This is a genomic window from Paenibacillus sp. FSL H3-0302 (genome assembly GCF_037982245.1).
In the GTDB taxonomy this organism is placed as follows: Bacteria; Bacillota; Bacilli; order Paenibacillales; family Paenibacillaceae; genus Paenibacillus_AQ; species Paenibacillus_AQ odorifer.
Map to the genome: position 1 here is coordinate 228028 of NZ_CP150284.1, position 16797 is coordinate 244824.

General features: G+C 42.6%; 14 protein-coding genes. 8 read left to right on the forward strand and 6 right to left on the reverse strand.

The genetic code is table 11. The features are described from left to right. Positions 1-135: 135 nt before the first annotated feature. Positions 136-477: a nitrous oxide-stimulated promoter family protein gene (locus MHH50_RS01095; protein ID WP_036687189.1), complete on the forward strand. Its 342-nt coding sequence runs from the start codon at positions 136-138 to the stop codon at positions 475-477. A gap of 48 nt (positions 478-525) precedes the next feature. On the opposite strand, the gene MHH50_RS01100 is transcribed toward MHH50_RS01095, so the two are convergent. From MHH50_RS01100 to guaD, 5 genes are all read right to left on the reverse strand, one after another. Next, on the reverse strand, positions 526-1677 hold the full coding sequence (locus MHH50_RS01100) for a glycosyltransferase (RefSeq protein ID WP_076127071.1): 1152 nt from the start codon (positions 1675-1677) through the stop codon (positions 526-528). 269 nt (positions 1678-1946) lie between these two features. Next, complete coding sequence (locus MHH50_RS01105) at positions 1947-3026, reverse strand: saccharopine dehydrogenase (protein ID WP_076310080.1); 1080 nt, start codon at positions 3024-3026, stop codon at positions 1947-1949. Between the two features lie 98 nt (positions 3027-3124). After that, on the reverse strand, positions 3125-3445 hold the full coding sequence (locus tag MHH50_RS01110; RefSeq protein ID WP_076126921.1) for a metalloregulator ArsR/SmtB family transcription factor: 321 nt from the start codon (positions 3443-3445) through the stop codon (positions 3125-3127). A gap of 328 nt (positions 3446-3773) precedes the next feature. Continuing rightward, a complete protein-coding gene (locus tag MHH50_RS01115; RefSeq protein WP_076126923.1) occupies positions 3774-5126 on the reverse strand; it encodes a solute carrier family 23 protein in 1353 nt (450 codons plus the stop codon). A 38-nt stretch (positions 5127-5164) separates the two neighbouring features. Further along, on the reverse strand, positions 5165-6529 hold the full coding sequence (guaD, locus tag MHH50_RS01120; RefSeq protein ID WP_076310079.1) for a guanine deaminase: 1365 nt from the start codon (positions 6527-6529) through the stop codon (positions 5165-5167). Positions 6530-6840: 311 nt separating this feature from the next. Here guaD and MHH50_RS01125 point away from each other — a divergent pair, with 311 nt between their 5' ends. The 7 genes from MHH50_RS01125 to MHH50_RS01155 all read left to right on the forward strand — a co-directional run bounded on the left by MHH50_RS01125 (position 6841) and on the right by MHH50_RS01155 (position 15758). After that, entirely contained in the window at positions 6841-7029 is a 189-nt protein-coding gene (locus MHH50_RS01125) for a hypothetical protein (protein WP_036687195.1), read from the forward strand. 87 nt (positions 7030-7116) lie between these two features. Further along, the gene (locus MHH50_RS01130; protein ID WP_076126926.1) at positions 7117-7839 is read left to right on the forward strand and encodes a GntR family transcriptional regulator; all 723 of its coding nucleotides are present in this window, start codon (positions 7117-7119) and stop codon (positions 7837-7839) included. A 293-nt stretch (positions 7840-8132) separates the two neighbouring features. Next, entirely contained in the window at positions 8133-10514 is a 2382-nt protein-coding gene (locus MHH50_RS01135) for a phosphoketolase family protein (RefSeq protein ID WP_175618986.1), read from the forward strand. Positions 10515-10674: 160 nt separating this feature from the next. Continuing rightward, the gene (locus MHH50_RS01140) at positions 10675-12870 is read left to right on the forward strand and encodes an ABC transporter ATP-binding protein (protein ID WP_076126928.1); all 2196 of its coding nucleotides are present in this window, start codon (positions 10675-10677) and stop codon (positions 12868-12870) included. Further along, positions 12863-13396: a DUF1854 domain-containing protein gene (locus tag MHH50_RS01145; RefSeq protein ID WP_076126929.1), complete on the forward strand. Its 534-nt coding sequence runs from the start codon at positions 12863-12865 to the stop codon at positions 13394-13396. The genes MHH50_RS01140 and MHH50_RS01145 overlap by 8 nt, the downstream gene beginning before the upstream one ends. A gap of 153 nt (positions 13397-13549) precedes the next feature. After that, positions 13550-14872: an MFS transporter gene (locus MHH50_RS01150; RefSeq protein ID WP_076126931.1), complete on the forward strand. Its 1323-nt coding sequence runs from the start codon at positions 13550-13552 to the stop codon at positions 14870-14872. Next, entirely contained in the window at positions 14844-15758 is a 915-nt protein-coding gene (locus MHH50_RS01155; RefSeq protein WP_076126933.1) for a polysaccharide deacetylase family protein, read from the forward strand. The genes MHH50_RS01150 and MHH50_RS01155 overlap by 29 nt, the downstream gene beginning before the upstream one ends. A gap of 36 nt (positions 15759-15794) precedes the next feature. Here the strand turns inward: MHH50_RS01155 and MHH50_RS01160 are convergent, their stop codons facing one another. Next, on the reverse strand, positions 15795-16232 hold the full coding sequence (locus tag MHH50_RS01160; protein ID WP_076126935.1) for a hypothetical protein: 438 nt from the start codon (positions 16230-16232) through the stop codon (positions 15795-15797). Between the last annotated feature and the right edge of the window lie 565 nt (positions 16233-16797).

Here is a 16797-nt window from a genome sequence, read left to right on the forward strand (position 1 = left end):
ATTTATAAAATAATCGCTTTCAACCCCGGTATGTGAGGGAATTAAGGAGGTTCAGCGTTAAGGCTGGTTTCACAGTTGGTTTACCCTTTATAATTACATGAGATCTTATTGTACAAGTTACAAGGGGGTTCATATATGATAACAAAGGTAAACCGGCAGTTAAATGAGGGTCCTAAAATTCAAAAAGAACAAGAGCTTGTTACCAAAATGATTCGTATATATTGTAAGAAAAAACATCATCATAAAGGCTTTTGTGAGGAATGTCAGGAATTAAACGAGTATGCGCTGAAGAGGTTAGCCTATTGTAAGTTTGGTGAAGAGAAAACAGCTTGTGCCAAATGTCCTGTTCATTGTTACAAACCGGATTATCGCCAAAGAATTAAAGGGGTTATGCGTTTTTCTGGTCCGTGGATGCTGCTCTATCACCCCATTGAGTCGATTAGGCATATTCCGCTACCTAATAAATTGAGAAAATAAGTAAAAACCGGACATCATTTGATGCCCGGTTTAATGTATTTTTAGGTATTATTCTCCCAGCTTTTCAGCCTTCACCAAAATCTCTCGCAAAACACGGGCAACCCGGCTTTTTCTTCTCTTTACTTTTACACTTATCCGTCTTAACGACTCTTGGTATACGGCGGTATCATTGGGTTCATAGAGCTGTTTGGCGGCAATCCGTAACGTCCTTCTCATTAATATTGCTGATGAACGTGTTGACTTCGTTCGGTATCCTCTGCGCAAGACCCGTATAGTATGTTTGTATTTCTCCAGGTCTTCGTTTGGAGGAACAAGGGCGAACAGATTTAGGGAGGAGTCATTGAACCCGTAGCTTTTGAACATGATTTTTAGATTCTCAATATTTATGAGATTTCCTCTGAAGTGGGTTGGATGTTCTTGGTGAACGCCGACAACTTCTTTGATGCTGTGAAAAGGGATTTTTAATCGATGCAGTCGATACCCAAGATCCCAATCTTCGAGTCCATAGAGGATAAACTGTTCATTAAAACCTCCAGCCCGTGTTAATTGGCTGCGTCTTATGGACACACAACGTGTGACGAGTAACATCCAAGGGGCTACATCTGTGCTGGCAAATTGCTTTTTAGTATTTGGAGGAACTCTTGAGGCAAAGGTGACTTTTGATAACGTCTCCGTCTGCTGAAGGATATCATTGGGTGTGATTATTGGGATAATTTCAGTCGCTGATTCGAAGTCAGGATTCCATAAGTTAGAAGGCGAAAGTGTATTGCGGCAATGTTCTTTTTCTTCAGGAGAAAAGTCTGGGTAGTAGTGGGTATAAGCGTCATCCCATGAGTGTGGAATACCTGAAATTATCGACTTAGGATATTTACGGTGATACTGGTTTACGATCCTAATGAATTCAGGGAATACCAGAAAATCAGCATCGCAGAAGATGACGTATTTCCCTTTTGCCTGACTCAGCCCCAAATTTCTTACGGCAGAACGGCCGCGTTGTTCCTGCTGAGCCACATAAAGAAGCGGATAAGAAGTTTGAAAGCTTTCGACCATTTCCTTAGTACCATCTGTAGAACCGTCATCTGCGACGATTACCTCGAACCGATCCTTCGGATAGGTCTGTGTCTCGAATGAAGTGAGTGTAAGTAGCAGCTGCTGAAGTCGGTTATAGGTTGGAATTATGATGCTGTAACGGATAGCCAGAATGATCACCCCCACCATTTAATAAAAGTCCTTGAATAGGATAAATAATAACAATATATTCAGGGACTTTAGCCTGGTCTAGTCAAACGCCTTTAAGGGTGGAAATAGGCAGGGGACAGGGTTTAGCACGAATCAAAGATTTTATCTTTTTGTGAACTTACCTAGCTCCGTCTCATCTCTATTGTAAAGAACCCGCTAAATTAGCGGGTTCTTTACTGTCTGTGCGCTTAATTGTAGTAGACAGAATGCTCGGTATATGTGAAGTGCTATTAGTGAGATATAAGAACCCCATATTGTTTAAAAAAGTTGGTGATTTCAGAGATGTCCATCCGTTCATCAGGTAGATCTTCTGGATAATAAATGCCTGGGACCCATGGTTCTTCCTTTGATATCCGCAATAGCTTTTCTGCTTGGACAGCAGCTCCCAAAGCGGTAAGATGAGTCTGACCAAGCGGGTCAGAAATCGCTATTGTCCGTTCAACCCAGTGCCCATTATGATCCAGACCCTTTAGATGAATAAGGATATGATGTGCACTGCCAGTACCAGGATTGTAGAGCAGTCTTCGTCTAAGCGAACGGAATCGGTCCCCGCTGATCATCTTCCATATTCCGCTGTTAACTAGTCCGACAAGGATGGAGGTGGAGGCTTTGCTGTCGAAGGAGATGCGGAAGCTGGCGGAGTCGATATTCTCAGCTGTTGGCAAGGTGACATGATCTGGGGTGTCAAGCCGATAGCATTTTGCTGTATATCCATCTGGAAATTGGACTTTGATGGGGTCAGTCATTGGAAATACAAGACGTTTTCCCCCCCGTTCTGTAATATGGAATGGAATGGTCATACGATCCATGTACGCCGCGGAGTCGGGTCCTGCTTTGTCACGTAGAGAGTACAACGCGTGAATATCAACGGCGACGTTTTGAAGCGTGGCCGAGTGCAGCATGGCGAACAGCGAAGCAGTTCCCGCCATCCATCCCGAAGAAAGCACGATAGGAGCATAGAGGTCTGCTTTTTCTAACTTTGTGATTGATTGTTGGAATATCTCTGTCCAGCGAGTAAGATCGATCAGTGGGATTTTTCTTCTAACTGCAGACATAAGTAGCCGATCCTGCAGATCGTTGACGGAATTGATGATTAGCGATACATTATCGCCTGCATAAAGCAGTGGATCATCCGCATTATTATCAACTACGACTGTTTGTACCCGTGTGGACTCAAAAGGTGCTGCTTTTTGCGGTGACCTTCCTCCCAATATAATCTCGAGATCGGGATGTCGATCGTGTAATATTTGAGCAATTTGTCTGCCGACGGCACCGTATCCTCCTACAATAAGTACCTTTTTCCTATGCATATCTGCAACCTCCGTTTAAATGTTTATATGTTTAAGTTATTTAACATATTGCTTAAAAAAATAGGAATGACAAGTGCTAGTCAGGTTAATGGCATTAATTAGCACTGGCATTCCTCTTCAACGAAATGGACAAGTTGTTTCATAAGCGCTATCGCTTCGTCAAACTCAAGTCTGTAGAACATTTCCGTGCCCTTCTTCTGAACCTTAAGCAGCCCTGCTTGCCGTAATATTTTCAGATGATGAGAGACTGTAGGCCGGGACATGGGGATATGCTCTGCAATTTGGCTCACATTCATACTCTCTTTGTCGATCAGCAATGCAATGATTTGCTGACGTATAGGATCTCCCAAGCCTTGGAAATAGGGGCTTAAATTCTCGAAAATATGAATCGCCTTCTGATTACTATTAGATTCGTTCATAACTCCCTCCGTTATAATGTTTAATTGTTTAAACGTATCATAATATATTTCAGGGAATAATTCAATGCGTTGATAATCTCCGTTATTTTGGAGGAATCCTAGTTTATTAAATATAATCAAGGGACATATGGATATTTGTATTAAAATTGTGAGGTCATATGGTAAGGCGGTTTTATGGATGAACTCAAGTAAAAAATAATCATGTCCTTAAACAAAAGACACCTCGATGGGTGTCTTTTGTTTAAGGAATTCCAGAAGGTAGCATACAAAGCTCGGCTTATTCGCGGGGATAAAAAAGGATCAATAAGAGGCTGCTCCTTTTTATGTTCTATTTTCCACTAGGTAATAATTTATTCAATAAGATTGCTGCCAATGAAGCAGCTAGGATAGGTGAGCCTAATAAATACTGTACGAATGTAGGCAAAGAGTTCAAGTAGTCACCAGGAATGAGTACCAAAGCCAAGGTGATGATCATTGGTAAGGCAATAATGTACATTTCTTTTTCGCCGATGGTTACATTTTTCATTACTTGCACACCATTAATTGCGATGATGCCGCAGATGATGGCGAAGACGCCGCCGATTACAGCGGATGGAATGGAAGAGATCAAAGCGGCGAGTTTACCGGAACAACCAAAGAGGACAAACCATCCTCCTACAGCGAGAAAGACCCGGCGGCTGGCAACACCTGTAATGGAGATGATCCCTGCATTAGTTGAATAACCTGTAACAGGAGTCGAACCGAGCACAGAAGCAATAAGACAGCCAATTCCTTCTCCAATTACGCCGCGGTTAATATTTTTGTCTGTCAAAGGTTTATTGATTACATTGCTGACCGCAAACCAGGTGCCTGTTGTTTCAGCCAGCAGCACGATATAAATAATAACCATGGTGATAATAGCTGAAAAGTTGAAGGAAAAGCCGAAATCGACAAAAGCGATCCGCGGCATGCTAAACCACTTGGCACTACTTATCGCTGAGAAATCTAAAACGCCCATAATATTAGCGGAAATACATCCGACTACTAACGCCATCATTACGGAAAGAATTCGGAAGACAGATCCTTTATTACGGAACAAAGTACCGAGAACCACAAAAATAAGCAGTGTAGCACCTGAAATAAGGGCTAATAATACATTTTGATTAATTGAAGCCCCGGAGGCTCCGTAGATATTATCTCTGATCGCAACAGGCAATAAAGATAGACCTACAATGAAAATGATTGTGCCACCTACGATAGGCGGAATAAAGTTTTTAACGATTTTATTAAAAATCCCCGCATAACCCAAAATAATAACCAGGATGGCCCCGATTAAGCTGGCACCTAACACGGAGCTCCAACCGAGCTCTCCGCCACCACTAGCTGCATAAATACTGACGATCGCACCCAGCGGAACATAAGAAGGACCTTGAGCGATAGGCAGCTTCATACAGAAATAGGTTTGCACAATCGTTGCAAGTCCTGCGGCAATAAAGGTGGATTGGATTAACGCGCTGGACTGATTGGGCTGTAAGCCGATTAACATCGCAATAAGGAATGGCACTACATAGACATCCATAGCCAATACATGTTGAAAGCCGAGAATGACGGATTTACTAAATGAAACTTTTTCATCGGGTAGGACAGTTAGTAGCTGTGATTCCAAATGTGCTTGCTCTTGTACGTTTACTTGTGTTTTCACTCCGATGCCCACCTTAAGTTTTCTAGTTTAATTAATCTTTAACGCGAATGAACTTTTTCACCCTGTACCCAGACTTCACGGATATTTTCAGGTCTAGCCAGATACATTATCTTTTGAAAAATATCTTGCAAATCTTCATTCTCATCAAAGACGGGCAATTTCGCCGAGGGTACTTTCGTATCGATTATTTGAACATCCCATGCATAACCTTCTAGTAACCGGCCGATAGGTAAGCTTAAGCTTTCTCCGCCGCCAGCGGTAGCAAGATAAAAGGATTCATGGATCGTAATTCGCGATCCGGGTACTCCGCGGTTTTGTGCAGAAAGTGAGGGATTCACTCCATCCTCCAGCATTCTTGAAGACATAACGGCTTGTCTAATGTTGTCGAAGAGACTAGGTGAAAAACCTCCGGAAATATCAGAGCCTAAACCAATCTCAACGCCTTTGGCATGGAAGTCAGCGATCGGAATGACACTATTGGCAAAATACGCGTTGGATATCGGACAATGCGCAATAGCTGTTCCTGTCTCTGCAAACAAATTCACATCATCTTCATCTAAAAAATTACAATGTGCCATGACAGATTTATCACTGAGCAGACCAAAATCATGCAAGGCAAAAGCATCGTTCTTCTGGAACCGTTCTTGCACATAACCATGTGCCCAATCACTTTCACTACAGTGCGATTGCACATACGTATCATATTTAGCGGCTAGTTCTCCCAAGCCTTGTAAAGCCTCATTAGTGCAGCTTGGAATGAACCTTGGTGTCACTACTGGATAAACGCCTTGTTTAGTAGATTTAGCGAGTTCTTGTACAGCTAGTATAAATTCTTCCGTATCCACTAGTGCGGTGTGGGTGTCGGAGTCGCGGTAATTCTCAGGATTTCCCTGCGGATCGTCCATAACCACTTTTCCAACGAGTCCACGTTGTCCTTTTTCCGCACATATTTTAGCCAATAATAGACTGGCCTCTTTATGCACCGTTGCAAAATAAAGTGCTGTAGTGGTTCCGTTTGCGAGCAAAGTGCCAACCACGTCATCGTAGACTTTTTTTGCAAAAGCCAGGTCCGAGAATTTAGACTCCAGTGGGAAGGTATAAGTATTTAGCCAATCATAGAGCGGGATATCTAATGCAGTTCCAGATTGAGCCCATTGTGGCGCGTGGACATGCAGGTCGATAAAGCCGGGTAAAAAATACTGGCCTTCAGCTAATAAATGAAAATTGTCCTGACCTTGATAAGCATCAAGCAAGGGTTGATAGTCGGGGTGATCCGGTGCAACGATCATTTCTATCATCCCATCCGAATTGATACAGAAGAGATGATCCTTTAAAATTTGTATTTCTTTTGGGGATAGGCTAGAAAATGAAGTGCCTAGGAATATTTGCATATAATTTCTCATGATTTCCGCCTTAATGTTCGTCTTTTGGTGTGCATTCGTTATTATAATCCGTGAAAAAGGATAAGTCCAGACCAAAAGTCGAATAAAGGCGTAATTGACGGATAGGAGAAGCTGAGGAATTGAAAGCGAATATGACACATAGACGTCACGTTCGCTAGGCTAGAATACAGAAAAAGATAGAGGGAAGTAAAAAATGCTGATCGGCTTCGATTTCTTTACGGTTATAGGAAATGAATGCGGTTACTATCTTGTGATATAATAGATGAAATCGATCAATAGTTTGAGAAAATTGGATTAGGAGTGTTGCCTGGATGAGAAGATACAACATTTGGCGCCCGTTGATGTTAATTATTGTTGCTGTACTTACAAAAAGCTTGGTCACTAACCTGTGCATTTTGTTTGGTATGCAGGCTGAATCAGCAAGTAGTATGGGGACGCTGGGCATGGTCATTGCCGGTTTAGTGATGTACAATCGCATGACAAATCGCCGACGTAAATAAGCTGGCCGGATAGATTATAAACGTCTGGTTATTATGTTATAGTAAAGATTGAAATAAAACTTGTATCGACCTGAAAAGGAGTACTTCATGACACAGTTTGTCTACAAACAAATTATTGATGACTTAAAAATGAAAATTTTTGCTGGGCAGTTTCCCGATATGAAATTACCGGATGAACGAACGCTTAGTGAAACTTATCAAGTGAGTCGTAGTTCTATTAAAAGTGCTCTGACTAAAATGGCAAATGCCGGCATTATTTTTAAAAAGCGTGGCTCAGGGACATTTATAAATCCTTTATACATAAAAAATGAATCTATTTTTAACTACGAAGGCTCTAATTTAGGTGTCACCGACAATTTTCAAATGAATGGGAAGAAGCCAAAGATTAAAGTTTTGAAATTTGAGGTCATTCCACCAACGGAAGAACTACAACGGGATCTGTTTTTAGGCCCTCATGATTTTGTTTACAAAATCATTCGCTTACGTCTTTTTGATGATGAACCCTTTATGATTGAAACGGGTTATATCCCAATCAAAATCGTGCAGAATTTAAATCAGACCATTATTGAAGGATCTATCTTTAATTATTTGGAGGATTCACGAAATCTGGCGGTAACCAAATCCTTTTTATCGATATCCGCAGAACCCTCTGAGGCTACGGATCAAGAGCTGCTGCATTTGCAGGCAAATGAGCCAGTAAGCATTATGGAAGGGATTTTCTTTTTAGATAATGGCACGCCATTTGAATTCTCCCATATGCGCTTCCACTATAAATACTTAAAATTTAATACCTTTGTGTCCGTTCATTAAAAGTAAGACTGGGGAATTTTTCTCGGTCTTATTTTTTTTGTTTTGCGCAAAATAGATGAAGGATAAGGAGCAAATACCCCCGCAAACTTCAGTCCATATTTTTACATATATATTAATATTGACGTATTTTTACAGACAATTGACACTGTATTTCATACTATGTTCATATTTTCACAAAATTGGACCGTATCATTTGTTGAAAAGGTTGAATTAATTTTTCGCGGCGGTATGATGTACTTGTGGAAGAAATTACGGCAATGTAGACACAGAAAAAATTTTGGGGAGTGGAAGAAATGGTATTATCCATGGATGTTGATTACTCATCAAAAACTTATTTAGAGAAGCTTGATGCATACTGGCGCGCAACTAACTACATCTCTGTAGGTCAACTGTATTTGAAAGATAATCCGTTGTTAAGAGAACCGCTGAAAGAAGCAGACGTAAAGATTAAGCCCATTGGACACTGGGGAACTATTCCAGGCCAGAACTTTATTTATGCCCATTTGAATCGGGTCATTACTAAATATGATTTGAATATGTTCTACATCGAGGGCCCTGGTCATGGCGGTCAGGTTATGGTTTCGAACTCCTATCTCGATGGTAGCTATACTGAAATTTATCCGGAAATCACACAAGATATCCCAGGCCTGAAGAAATTGTTCAAACAATTCTCTTTCCCAGGTGGAGTTGCTTCCCATGCTGCCCCTGAAACACCTGGATCGATCCACGAAGGTGGCGAATTAGGTTATTCTCTATCCCATGGTGTAGGTGCAATTCTGGATAATCCAGATTTAATCTCCGCTGTTGTTATTGGTGATGGAGAGGCTGAAACTGGCCCATTAGCGGCTTCATGGTTCTCCAACCGGTTCATCAATCCAGTTACTGATGGTGCAGTTCTGCCGATCTTGCACTTAAATGGTTTCAAAATCAGTAACCCAACGATTCTGTCTCGTCAATCCAAAGAAGAAATTACTGCATACTTTAAAGGTATGGGTTGGGAACCGTTCTTCGTTGAAGGCGAAAATCCTGATCTAATGCATCCGGAAATGGCTAAGGTGCTTGATACCATCGTTGAAAGAATTGAAGCGATTCAAAAGAATGCACGTGACAACAATGACCTGACGCGTCCGGTTTGGCCAATGTTGGTCTTCCGTTCTCCTAAGGGCTGGACGGGTCCAAAGCAATGGGATGGTGTTCCGAATGAGAACTCTTTCCGTGCCCATCAGGTGCCGATTCCAGTGGATCAAAAAAATATGAAGCATGCTCCAGCGTTATTGGAGTGGATGAACAGCTATAGACCAGAAGAATTATTTGATGACAATGGTCGTCTGAACGCTGAACTTGCTGAGATTCTGCCAACTGGCGACAGACGTATGGGAATGAACCCAGTTACTAATGCTGGCAACCAAATTAAAGATCTAAACTTACCGAATTTCCGTAAGTTCGCACTTGATAATTCCAAACCAGGTGAAGTAATAGCACAAGATATGGCCGTTCTGGGTAAATACATGAAAGATGTTATCTCTCTGAACGAAGAGAACCGCAATTTCAGAATTTTCGGACCGGATGAAACAATGTCCAATCGTCTGGGACCTGTCTTTGAAGTGACGAAACGTCAATGGTTGGATCAAGTGATTGAGCCGAATGACGAATTCCTAGCTTCTTATGGCCGTGTTATCGATTCCCAATTGTCTGAACATCAGGCAGAAGGTTTGCTTGAAGGTTACGTATTGACAGGTCGCCATGGTTTCTTTGCAAGCTATGAAGCTTTCTTGCGTGTCGTGGATTCGATGATTACTCAGCATTTCAAATGGCTACGTAAAGCAACAGATCAAAGCTGGCGTGCGGATATTCCATCATTGAATGTGGTAGCAACTTCAACTGTATTCCAACAAGACCACAATGGTTACACTCACCAAGATCCAGGTTTGCTAGGTCACTTGGCTGATAAAAAACCAGAATTTATCCGTGAGTATTTGCCGGCTGATGCCAACTCCTTGCTGGCTGTCTTTGACACCGTCTTAAATGACCGTCAAAAAATTAACTTGATTGTTTCTTCCAAACATCCTCGTCCACAATGGTTCAGTGCGGATGAAGCACAAGAGCTGGTGGATAAAGGACTGAAGATTATTGACTGGGCAAGCACCGATCAAGGTGGAGAGCCTGATGTTGTCTTTGCTTCTGCAGGTACAGAACCAACTATCGAAAGCTTGGCTGCCATCTCTATCCTGCATGAAAAACTGCCGAACCTTAAAATTAGATATATCAACGTGGTAGACTTGTTGAAACTGAGAAGTCAAAAATTAGATCCGCGTGGCTTATCTGACGAAGAGTTTGATCAATTTTTCACAAAAGATAAACCAGTTATCTTCGCTTTCCATGGATATGAAGGTCTGATTAAAGACTTGTTCTTTGATCGCCATAACCATAACCTGCACGTACACGGATACCGCGAGAATGGCGATATCACAACACCATTCGATATGCGCGTATTGAATCAAATGGACCGCTTTGACTTGGCGAAGGAAGCTGTTCTGAGCTTGCCTAATGCTAACGACTATAAAGCGATCGCAGATGAAATGGATGCTATCGTTAAGAAACATCACCAATTCATTCGTGAAGAGGGTATTGATTTGCCAGAAGTAGAGAACTGGGTATGGAAAGCTTTGAAATAAGCGTATAGCCAGTACCATAGGAAGTAATACAAAAAGACACCTTTAGAGGTGTCTTTTTATTTGTTTAAATTACCATACAAAACAATTATAATCATTTTTTCATCTTTACCACTGTAAATATATGTGAGTAAATAGTTGGGTAAAGAAAGGGGAGAAATGTATGACATCTATTGATAAACTTCCCAAGTCTATAGAAATACAGCTTACAGAACAACCTTTATTTCACTCTGTATCCGATTTAATGAAAGATGGGCAATTCGGTGAGCAGTGGCTTGTATTGACTGAGAAGGAGATTTCCGTTTGGGGAACGGACGGGAAACTGGTCTCAAAGCTTCTAGTCTCGAATATTACTGATGCCCGGGTAGTAGGCGGGGTAGGCGGCGGATCGTTGCTTGTGGATACCCAAGAGGGGCCTATTATACTTATACGTTATACAGCATCACTTACCTCTATATTTGGTTTTGCTTCTAAATTAATTGGCGCTGTAGCTAAAGGCGAGGAACGGCCAACCGCTTCTGAAAAAGAGTTTCCAAGAAATTGTCCAAAATGCCGCAATCCACTGCCGGAAGATTCGCAAGCTTGTCCGGTGTGCAAGAGTAACGGCAAGGTTCTATTTCGGATGCTGAGCTATGCCAAGCCTTATAAGATCCAAATGATCGCTGCGGCGATTATGTTGATTTTTACTACATTGGTAGAGCTTGTTCCACCATTTTTGACGAAGATGATCGTTGATAATGTGTTGACAGAAAAGGATATGGGCTCAACGCTTCTATGGATTGTGATCGGGCTAGCAGCCACGTCCTTAGTAATTACTTTAATGCAGACTGTACGTGGACTTATAGGGGTATGGATTGGTTCCAAAATCATGGGTGATCTTCGTCATGATGTGTATCATTCCTTGATGAAATTATCTTTATCTTTTTTCGACCGAAGACAATCTTCGCAATTTATTGGACGGGTGAATAATGATTCAGAGGCGATGCGGCAATTTATGACTGACGGTGTAATCTGGGTCTCGGGTGAATTGCTACGGGTAATCGCTATTTTCACTATTATGTTCAGTATGGATTGGAAGCTAACGCTGCTTGCTATGCTGCCTATGCCGCTTATGGTGGTGCTGTCGACCGTGTTATGGCCGATGATTGGCAGACGTTGGTACCAGCAGTGGAGATCTATTTTTAGATTAAACGCTTTGGTTGGCGATTCTTTGCAGGGGATTCGTGTAGTCAAAGCATTCGGTCAGGAAACAACAGAGATGTCACGTTATACAGTCGCCAATAAGGAGCTGGTTCGGCATAATATTCGGATCGAAGGCTTATGGCAGGGGATGTTTCCTGCTTTTGCGTTGGTTGCTGGTGTGGGTACGTTATTAATTTGGTTTTATGGCGGGAAAACGGTGCTACAGGGCCAATTATCCATCGGTACGCTAATCGCTTTGGTGACCTACCTTGGGATGCTTCTTGGACCTTTGCAGTGGGTGAGCCAAATGATCAACTGGGCCAGCCATGCGATTTCAGCAGCAGATCGGGTCTTTGAAATTATGGATACTCCGTCAGATGTGCCTGATACTGTGAATCCAGCAGCCATCGGCCGCGTAAACGGTGAGGTTGAGTTTAAGCGGGTTACTTATGGATACGAAAAACATCATCCTGTGCTCAAGAACGTGGATTTAAAAGTGGGTGCGGGCGAGATGATTGGTCTGGTCGGACATTCAGGTGCCGGTAAGTCGACTTTCATTAATATGATCTGTCGCTTCTATGACACAGATGAGGGAACCATTACCATCGATGGTGTGGACATCCGAAATATCAGCCAGTCAGATCTGCGTAGTCAGATCGGTGTAGTGCTGCAGGAGACGTTTCTATTCGACGGAACGATTGCTGAGAATATTGCCTATTCTAAACCGGACGCTACGGAATTAGAAATCATGCGCGCTGCAAAAATTGCCAACGCCCATGATTTTATCGTTCAATTGCCGGATGGCTATGATACAAGAGTTGGGGAACGTGGCCATAAATTGTCCGGTGGAGAGAAGCAGCGAGTGTCTATTGCCCGAGCAATAATTCACGATCCGCGAATTCTAATCCTAGATGAAGCAACAGCTTCTGTAGATACAGTGACCGAGCGGCAAATTCAAGAAGCGATCTCGCGACTGGTAAAAGGCAGAACGACATTCGCGATTGCCCATCGATTATCCACGCTAAGAAATGCGAACCGTCTTGTAGTGCTTGAACGCGGGAAGATCATTGAAGTGGGTACACATGAGGAATTGCTTGCTGCAGAAGGTGCTTACTTCAAGCTAGTTGAGGCACAGAAGGAAATGTCGCAGATTAAGGGGGTTGAGATGCATGAGTGATTCGAATCTTGTTAACGGGGAATTGAATCCTAAAGATCCCTATGAGATTAACATTCTTGAACCGGGTGCAATCTCTTTTAGCCGCAGTCAAGGTGGCGTGTTTCAAGGAGTAGTGGAGGGTCAAGTCTATGAGGAATTAATTCTTTTTCGTATATTTCCATTCCAATATACCACGGAGTATATTTCAGTTCGTAACTCCAAGAGTGAGGAGATCGGAGTCATTCGTGACATTGATCAGCTCGATGAAGAAAGTCGGGTGGAAGTGGACACAGAGCTCCGGCTGCGGTATTTTCTTCCGGTTGTAACCCGCATTGATTCTATTAAGCAAAAAGCGGATATGTGGATTTGGGAGCTGCAAACGAATCTGGGCCAGACCCGGATCGTTATGCGGAACCTGCACGAGCATATGCAGTATCCAAGTCATAAACGAATCATTCTTACGGATATCAATGGAAAAAGATGCGAAATCCGTGATTATCTAGCCCTGGATGTTCAGAGCCGAAGCAAGCTGAAGGATGTTTTATAGTCTAGTTATGAAAAAGCTCCGCAGCCATTTGTTGATGGCCTGCGGGGCCTCTTTTTTTATCCGTAGTTTCTGCTAAGGAAAAATTTGATGGCGTTCTCTCTTCGGTATGGTAATATATTACAACCGGATCTTAACCATAGGGGAGGTATGTGAGTGAAGCATAAATGGATCAATTCGCCGTACACCTTTGCTTTAGGGATGTTTGCGATGATGGTTCCCAGTCAGGCATTTAGTTCATTTTACAGTTACTTTTATGTTGAAAAATTAGGATTGGGCATTGGACTTGCTACATTAGCCAGAACCATCTTTCTGATCTGGGATGCGGTAAACAATCCGTTATTCGGCTATTGGTCAGATCGCACAGATACTCGTTTGGGTCGACGCAGACCATGGGTGTTTGGCTCAATTCCGTTATTCATGCTGGCATTTGTACTGGTTTTCTCCCCTCCCGGCGGATTATCTGAAAATGGATTGTTCACTTGGTTTCTAGTCACACTTATTTTCTATGAGGCTGTCGCCACTGTGTTATGGGTGAATTATGGAGCGTTACTCCCGGAGCTCTTCCGTGGAGACCGTATTCGGGCAAAAGCCTCTGCGATTCAGCAAGGCTATCAAGTTGTAGCTTTGTTAATCGGTACTGCCTTAACCCCAATTATTTTTGCAGCTATTGGTTTCTCTAATATGGCTATAGTGTATGCCTGTCTCTTTGGAGTGTTTATGTTTTTATGTATGATGAATGTCCAAGAAAAGAAGGAGCCCACAGAGCAGGAACCCTTGAAGTTGATTCCGGCTTTTCGGGAGACCATTCGGAATAAAAAGTTTTGGGTGTTTAATATTTCGAACTCTTTTGCCCAAACGGTGAATGGACTTGTAAGCTCGATGATTCCTTTTTATGCAAAATATGTACTTCATATCTCAGAGGCTCAGGTATCGATTTTACTCGCAGCTGTTTTTGTTTCGGTCATTCCATTAGTATTCGTGTGGTACTGGATGATTCGTAAGATGGACGGGGTTAAGGCGTGGCGGTTATCACTGATCTTATATGCGTTATCGGTAATTCCGTTATGGTTTGGTTATGACCTCTTAAGTGGCGTGGCTGCTGGCGTAGTTGTCGGTTTCGGATTAGCCGGATTTCTAGTGACCCCAGCAATAGTAGGTGGCAAGATTATTGATGAGGATGCGGAAAAAACAGGTCTGAGAAGAGAAGGAATCTACACGGCTGTAAGCGGATTCATCACTCGTTCAAGCGGGTTAATCTCTGCGTTAGCTTTTTTCATTGTAGGTATGATCTTTGGCTATCAAGGCGGCGATGACCCAGGGTCCAATCCTGAAGCGACATTTAGGTATTTAATAAGTGTGGTGCCATTATGTCTTTTGGCCATAGCTGTTGTCATATCCTTCACAATGAAATTTACATTTATGGACTCTTTGAGAGGTGAGGCTGACTATGAACAAAAAATTAATCATCAATTGTGATGATTTTGGGCAAAGTCCCCCCATGAATCAGGCGATAAAACATCTGCTGGAAGAGGAAAAGGTATCCTCAGCAACGATTATGGCGGTGGCCCCTGGCTTTGAGGAGGCGGCTACATGGTGTAGTCGCAGGCAACAACGGAATGTGGGACTTCACTTGACGATGACTAGTGAATTTGAGGCTTTGCGCTGGGCGAGCCTGACGGGGGAGGCTTCTCTTCACGACGAGAGCGGACATCAATATAGGACGGTAAAAGAGTTCGAACAGGGGGCGCAGACAAAAGCCGTACTAAAGGAGATAGATGCGCAGTACGAGCGAGTGAAACAGTCGGGAATAGTGATTAGCCATGTAGACAACCACATGGGTAGTTTATACGGAATGGAAACAGGACGCAGCTTGCTTCCGCAGACGTTGTGGAAAATTTCCCGCTGGGGATTGCCCTCACGATTCTTCAGATACATCCATGCTGAGGATCCGCTTTTGGCATCGCTGAAAAATATTGAACGACCAGTTGCCCTTGGAGCAGGGCTGGCGGATACGTTTGGGGTGCCGATTCCCGACTATTTGCTATCGCATCCTTTTGGTGTAGAGGAAGGCGAGACGTATGAAAGGTTTAAAAGATCTATTATTGCTAAGCTGTATTCGTTGCCGGATGGCGTTAGTGAGACCTATATTCATCCCGGGATAGACGATCCATGGATGCAAGCAAATATTCCGCACTGGAGTAAGCGAGTTTGGGAGTATAAGTTGCCCTTTGATGATGATTTTACCTATGCCCTCAGTGATGCTAAGGTTGAATTGACGAATTATCGTTATGTACAGGAGCATCTAAAACGTCCACGGTTAAGATCTGCAGGCAGATTGTTAAAGAACCTGATAAGATTATGAGCAAAAATAAAAGACACCTTGAGGGGTGTCTTTTGATTATCCCATTAATCCTTTTAGCCCGTTAAGGAAGGGGGAAATAGATTTAATCATATTGTAGCCCATCTTCATAACCGGCATAGTTTTTTGTACCATTCCAATAAAGTTGCCGATTCCCCCGAACCCGCCAAATCCGCCAAAACCACCGCCTCCAGAACTGGCAGCCCCTGCTCCTGCGGAGCCTAGAGCGCCTCCACCCATTCCGAAAAGTGAGCCGAATAAGGGCATTAATCCTGATACGTTTGCTTTCCGGGAGCGGGAAGAAGAGTGTTTTTTTGATTTTCTGTGTTTGTTTTTACGTGGTTTGGAAAGGGTCAGTCCATTCTTATCGAGGCCGGTTATCCATCCTATATACGTACGTCCATCATGTAACGTAATGCACACGGGTCTACCTTTCAGCTGTTCAGCACGTTTGCGAATCTTCGTTGTATTTGCCATTTGTGGATCACCTCATTGGTCTATTTACTTCTATATTACTCAGATATTTTTGTGTTGCTTGTGCTAGTTCATCATAAAAAAATATTTGGGTGAAAGAGCTACCACTTGTGTTGATGCCCATAATAATTCATTACACTCATATAATTTAATGTGCGATAAATAAATTATGGAGGGGTGAAAACTTGATATCAGCATGGATTGGGAGTATTACTTTTTTGGGAGCAGTGATTCTTTATATACTGCTGTCTCTGGGATTGCCTTATGGGGAATTTGCAATGGGAGGAAGACATAGAATTATGCCTTCACAAATGAGAGTCGCGTGTGGAGTTTCAGTAGTGATACAGCTAGTTGCCATCCTGTACTTATTGCAGGCAGGGAATGTGATCTCTATTGGATTACCTTTTGATAGAAGGGTATGTTATTTTTTTGCCGTCTATTTAATGCTTAATACTATAATGAACTTATTGTCGAGGAGCATGAAAGAAAAACTTGTGATGACACCCTTATCTTTAATAACTGCAATCTGTTTTGGGATTACTGCTATGAATGGGTAAAAAGTAGTGCC

Bases quoted from the DNA above. Each gene is read 5' to 3' on its own strand.
- MHH50_RS01095 (WP_036687189.1), top strand. From the start codon at position 136: ATGATAACAAAGGTAAACCGGCAGTTAAATGAGGGTCCTAAAATTCAA.
- MHH50_RS01160 (WP_076126935.1), bottom strand. From the start codon at position 16,232: ATGGCAAATACAACGAAGATTCGCAAACGTGCTGAACAGCTGAAAGGT.
- MHH50_RS01110 (WP_076126921.1), bottom strand. From the start codon at position 3,445: ATGAACGAATCTAATAGTAATCAGAAGGCGATTCATATTTTCGAGAAT.
- MHH50_RS01105 (WP_076310080.1), bottom strand. From the start codon at position 3,026: ATGCATAGGAAAAAGGTACTTATTGTAGGAGGATACGGTGCCGTCGGC.
- MHH50_RS01145 (WP_076126929.1), top strand. From the start codon at position 12,863: ATGAGTGATTCGAATCTTGTTAACGGGGAATTGAATCCTAAAGATCCC.
- MHH50_RS01140 (WP_076126928.1), top strand. From the start codon at position 10,675: ATGACATCTATTGATAAACTTCCCAAGTCTATAGAAATACAGCTTACA.
- MHH50_RS01125 (WP_036687195.1), top strand. From the start codon at position 6,841: ATGAGAAGATACAACATTTGGCGCCCGTTGATGTTAATTATTGTTGCT.
- guaD (WP_076310079.1), bottom strand. From the start codon at position 6,529: ATGAGAAATTATATGCAAATATTCCTAGGCACTTCATTTTCTAGCCTA.
- MHH50_RS01135 (WP_175618986.1), top strand. From the start codon at position 8,133: ATGGTATTATCCATGGATGTTGATTACTCATCAAAAACTTATTTAGAG.
- MHH50_RS01155 (WP_076126933.1), top strand. From the start codon at position 14,844: ATGAACAAAAAATTAATCATCAATTGTGATGATTTTGGGCAAAGTCCC.
- MHH50_RS01130 (WP_076126926.1), top strand. From the start codon at position 7,117: ATGACACAGTTTGTCTACAAACAAATTATTGATGACTTAAAAATGAAA.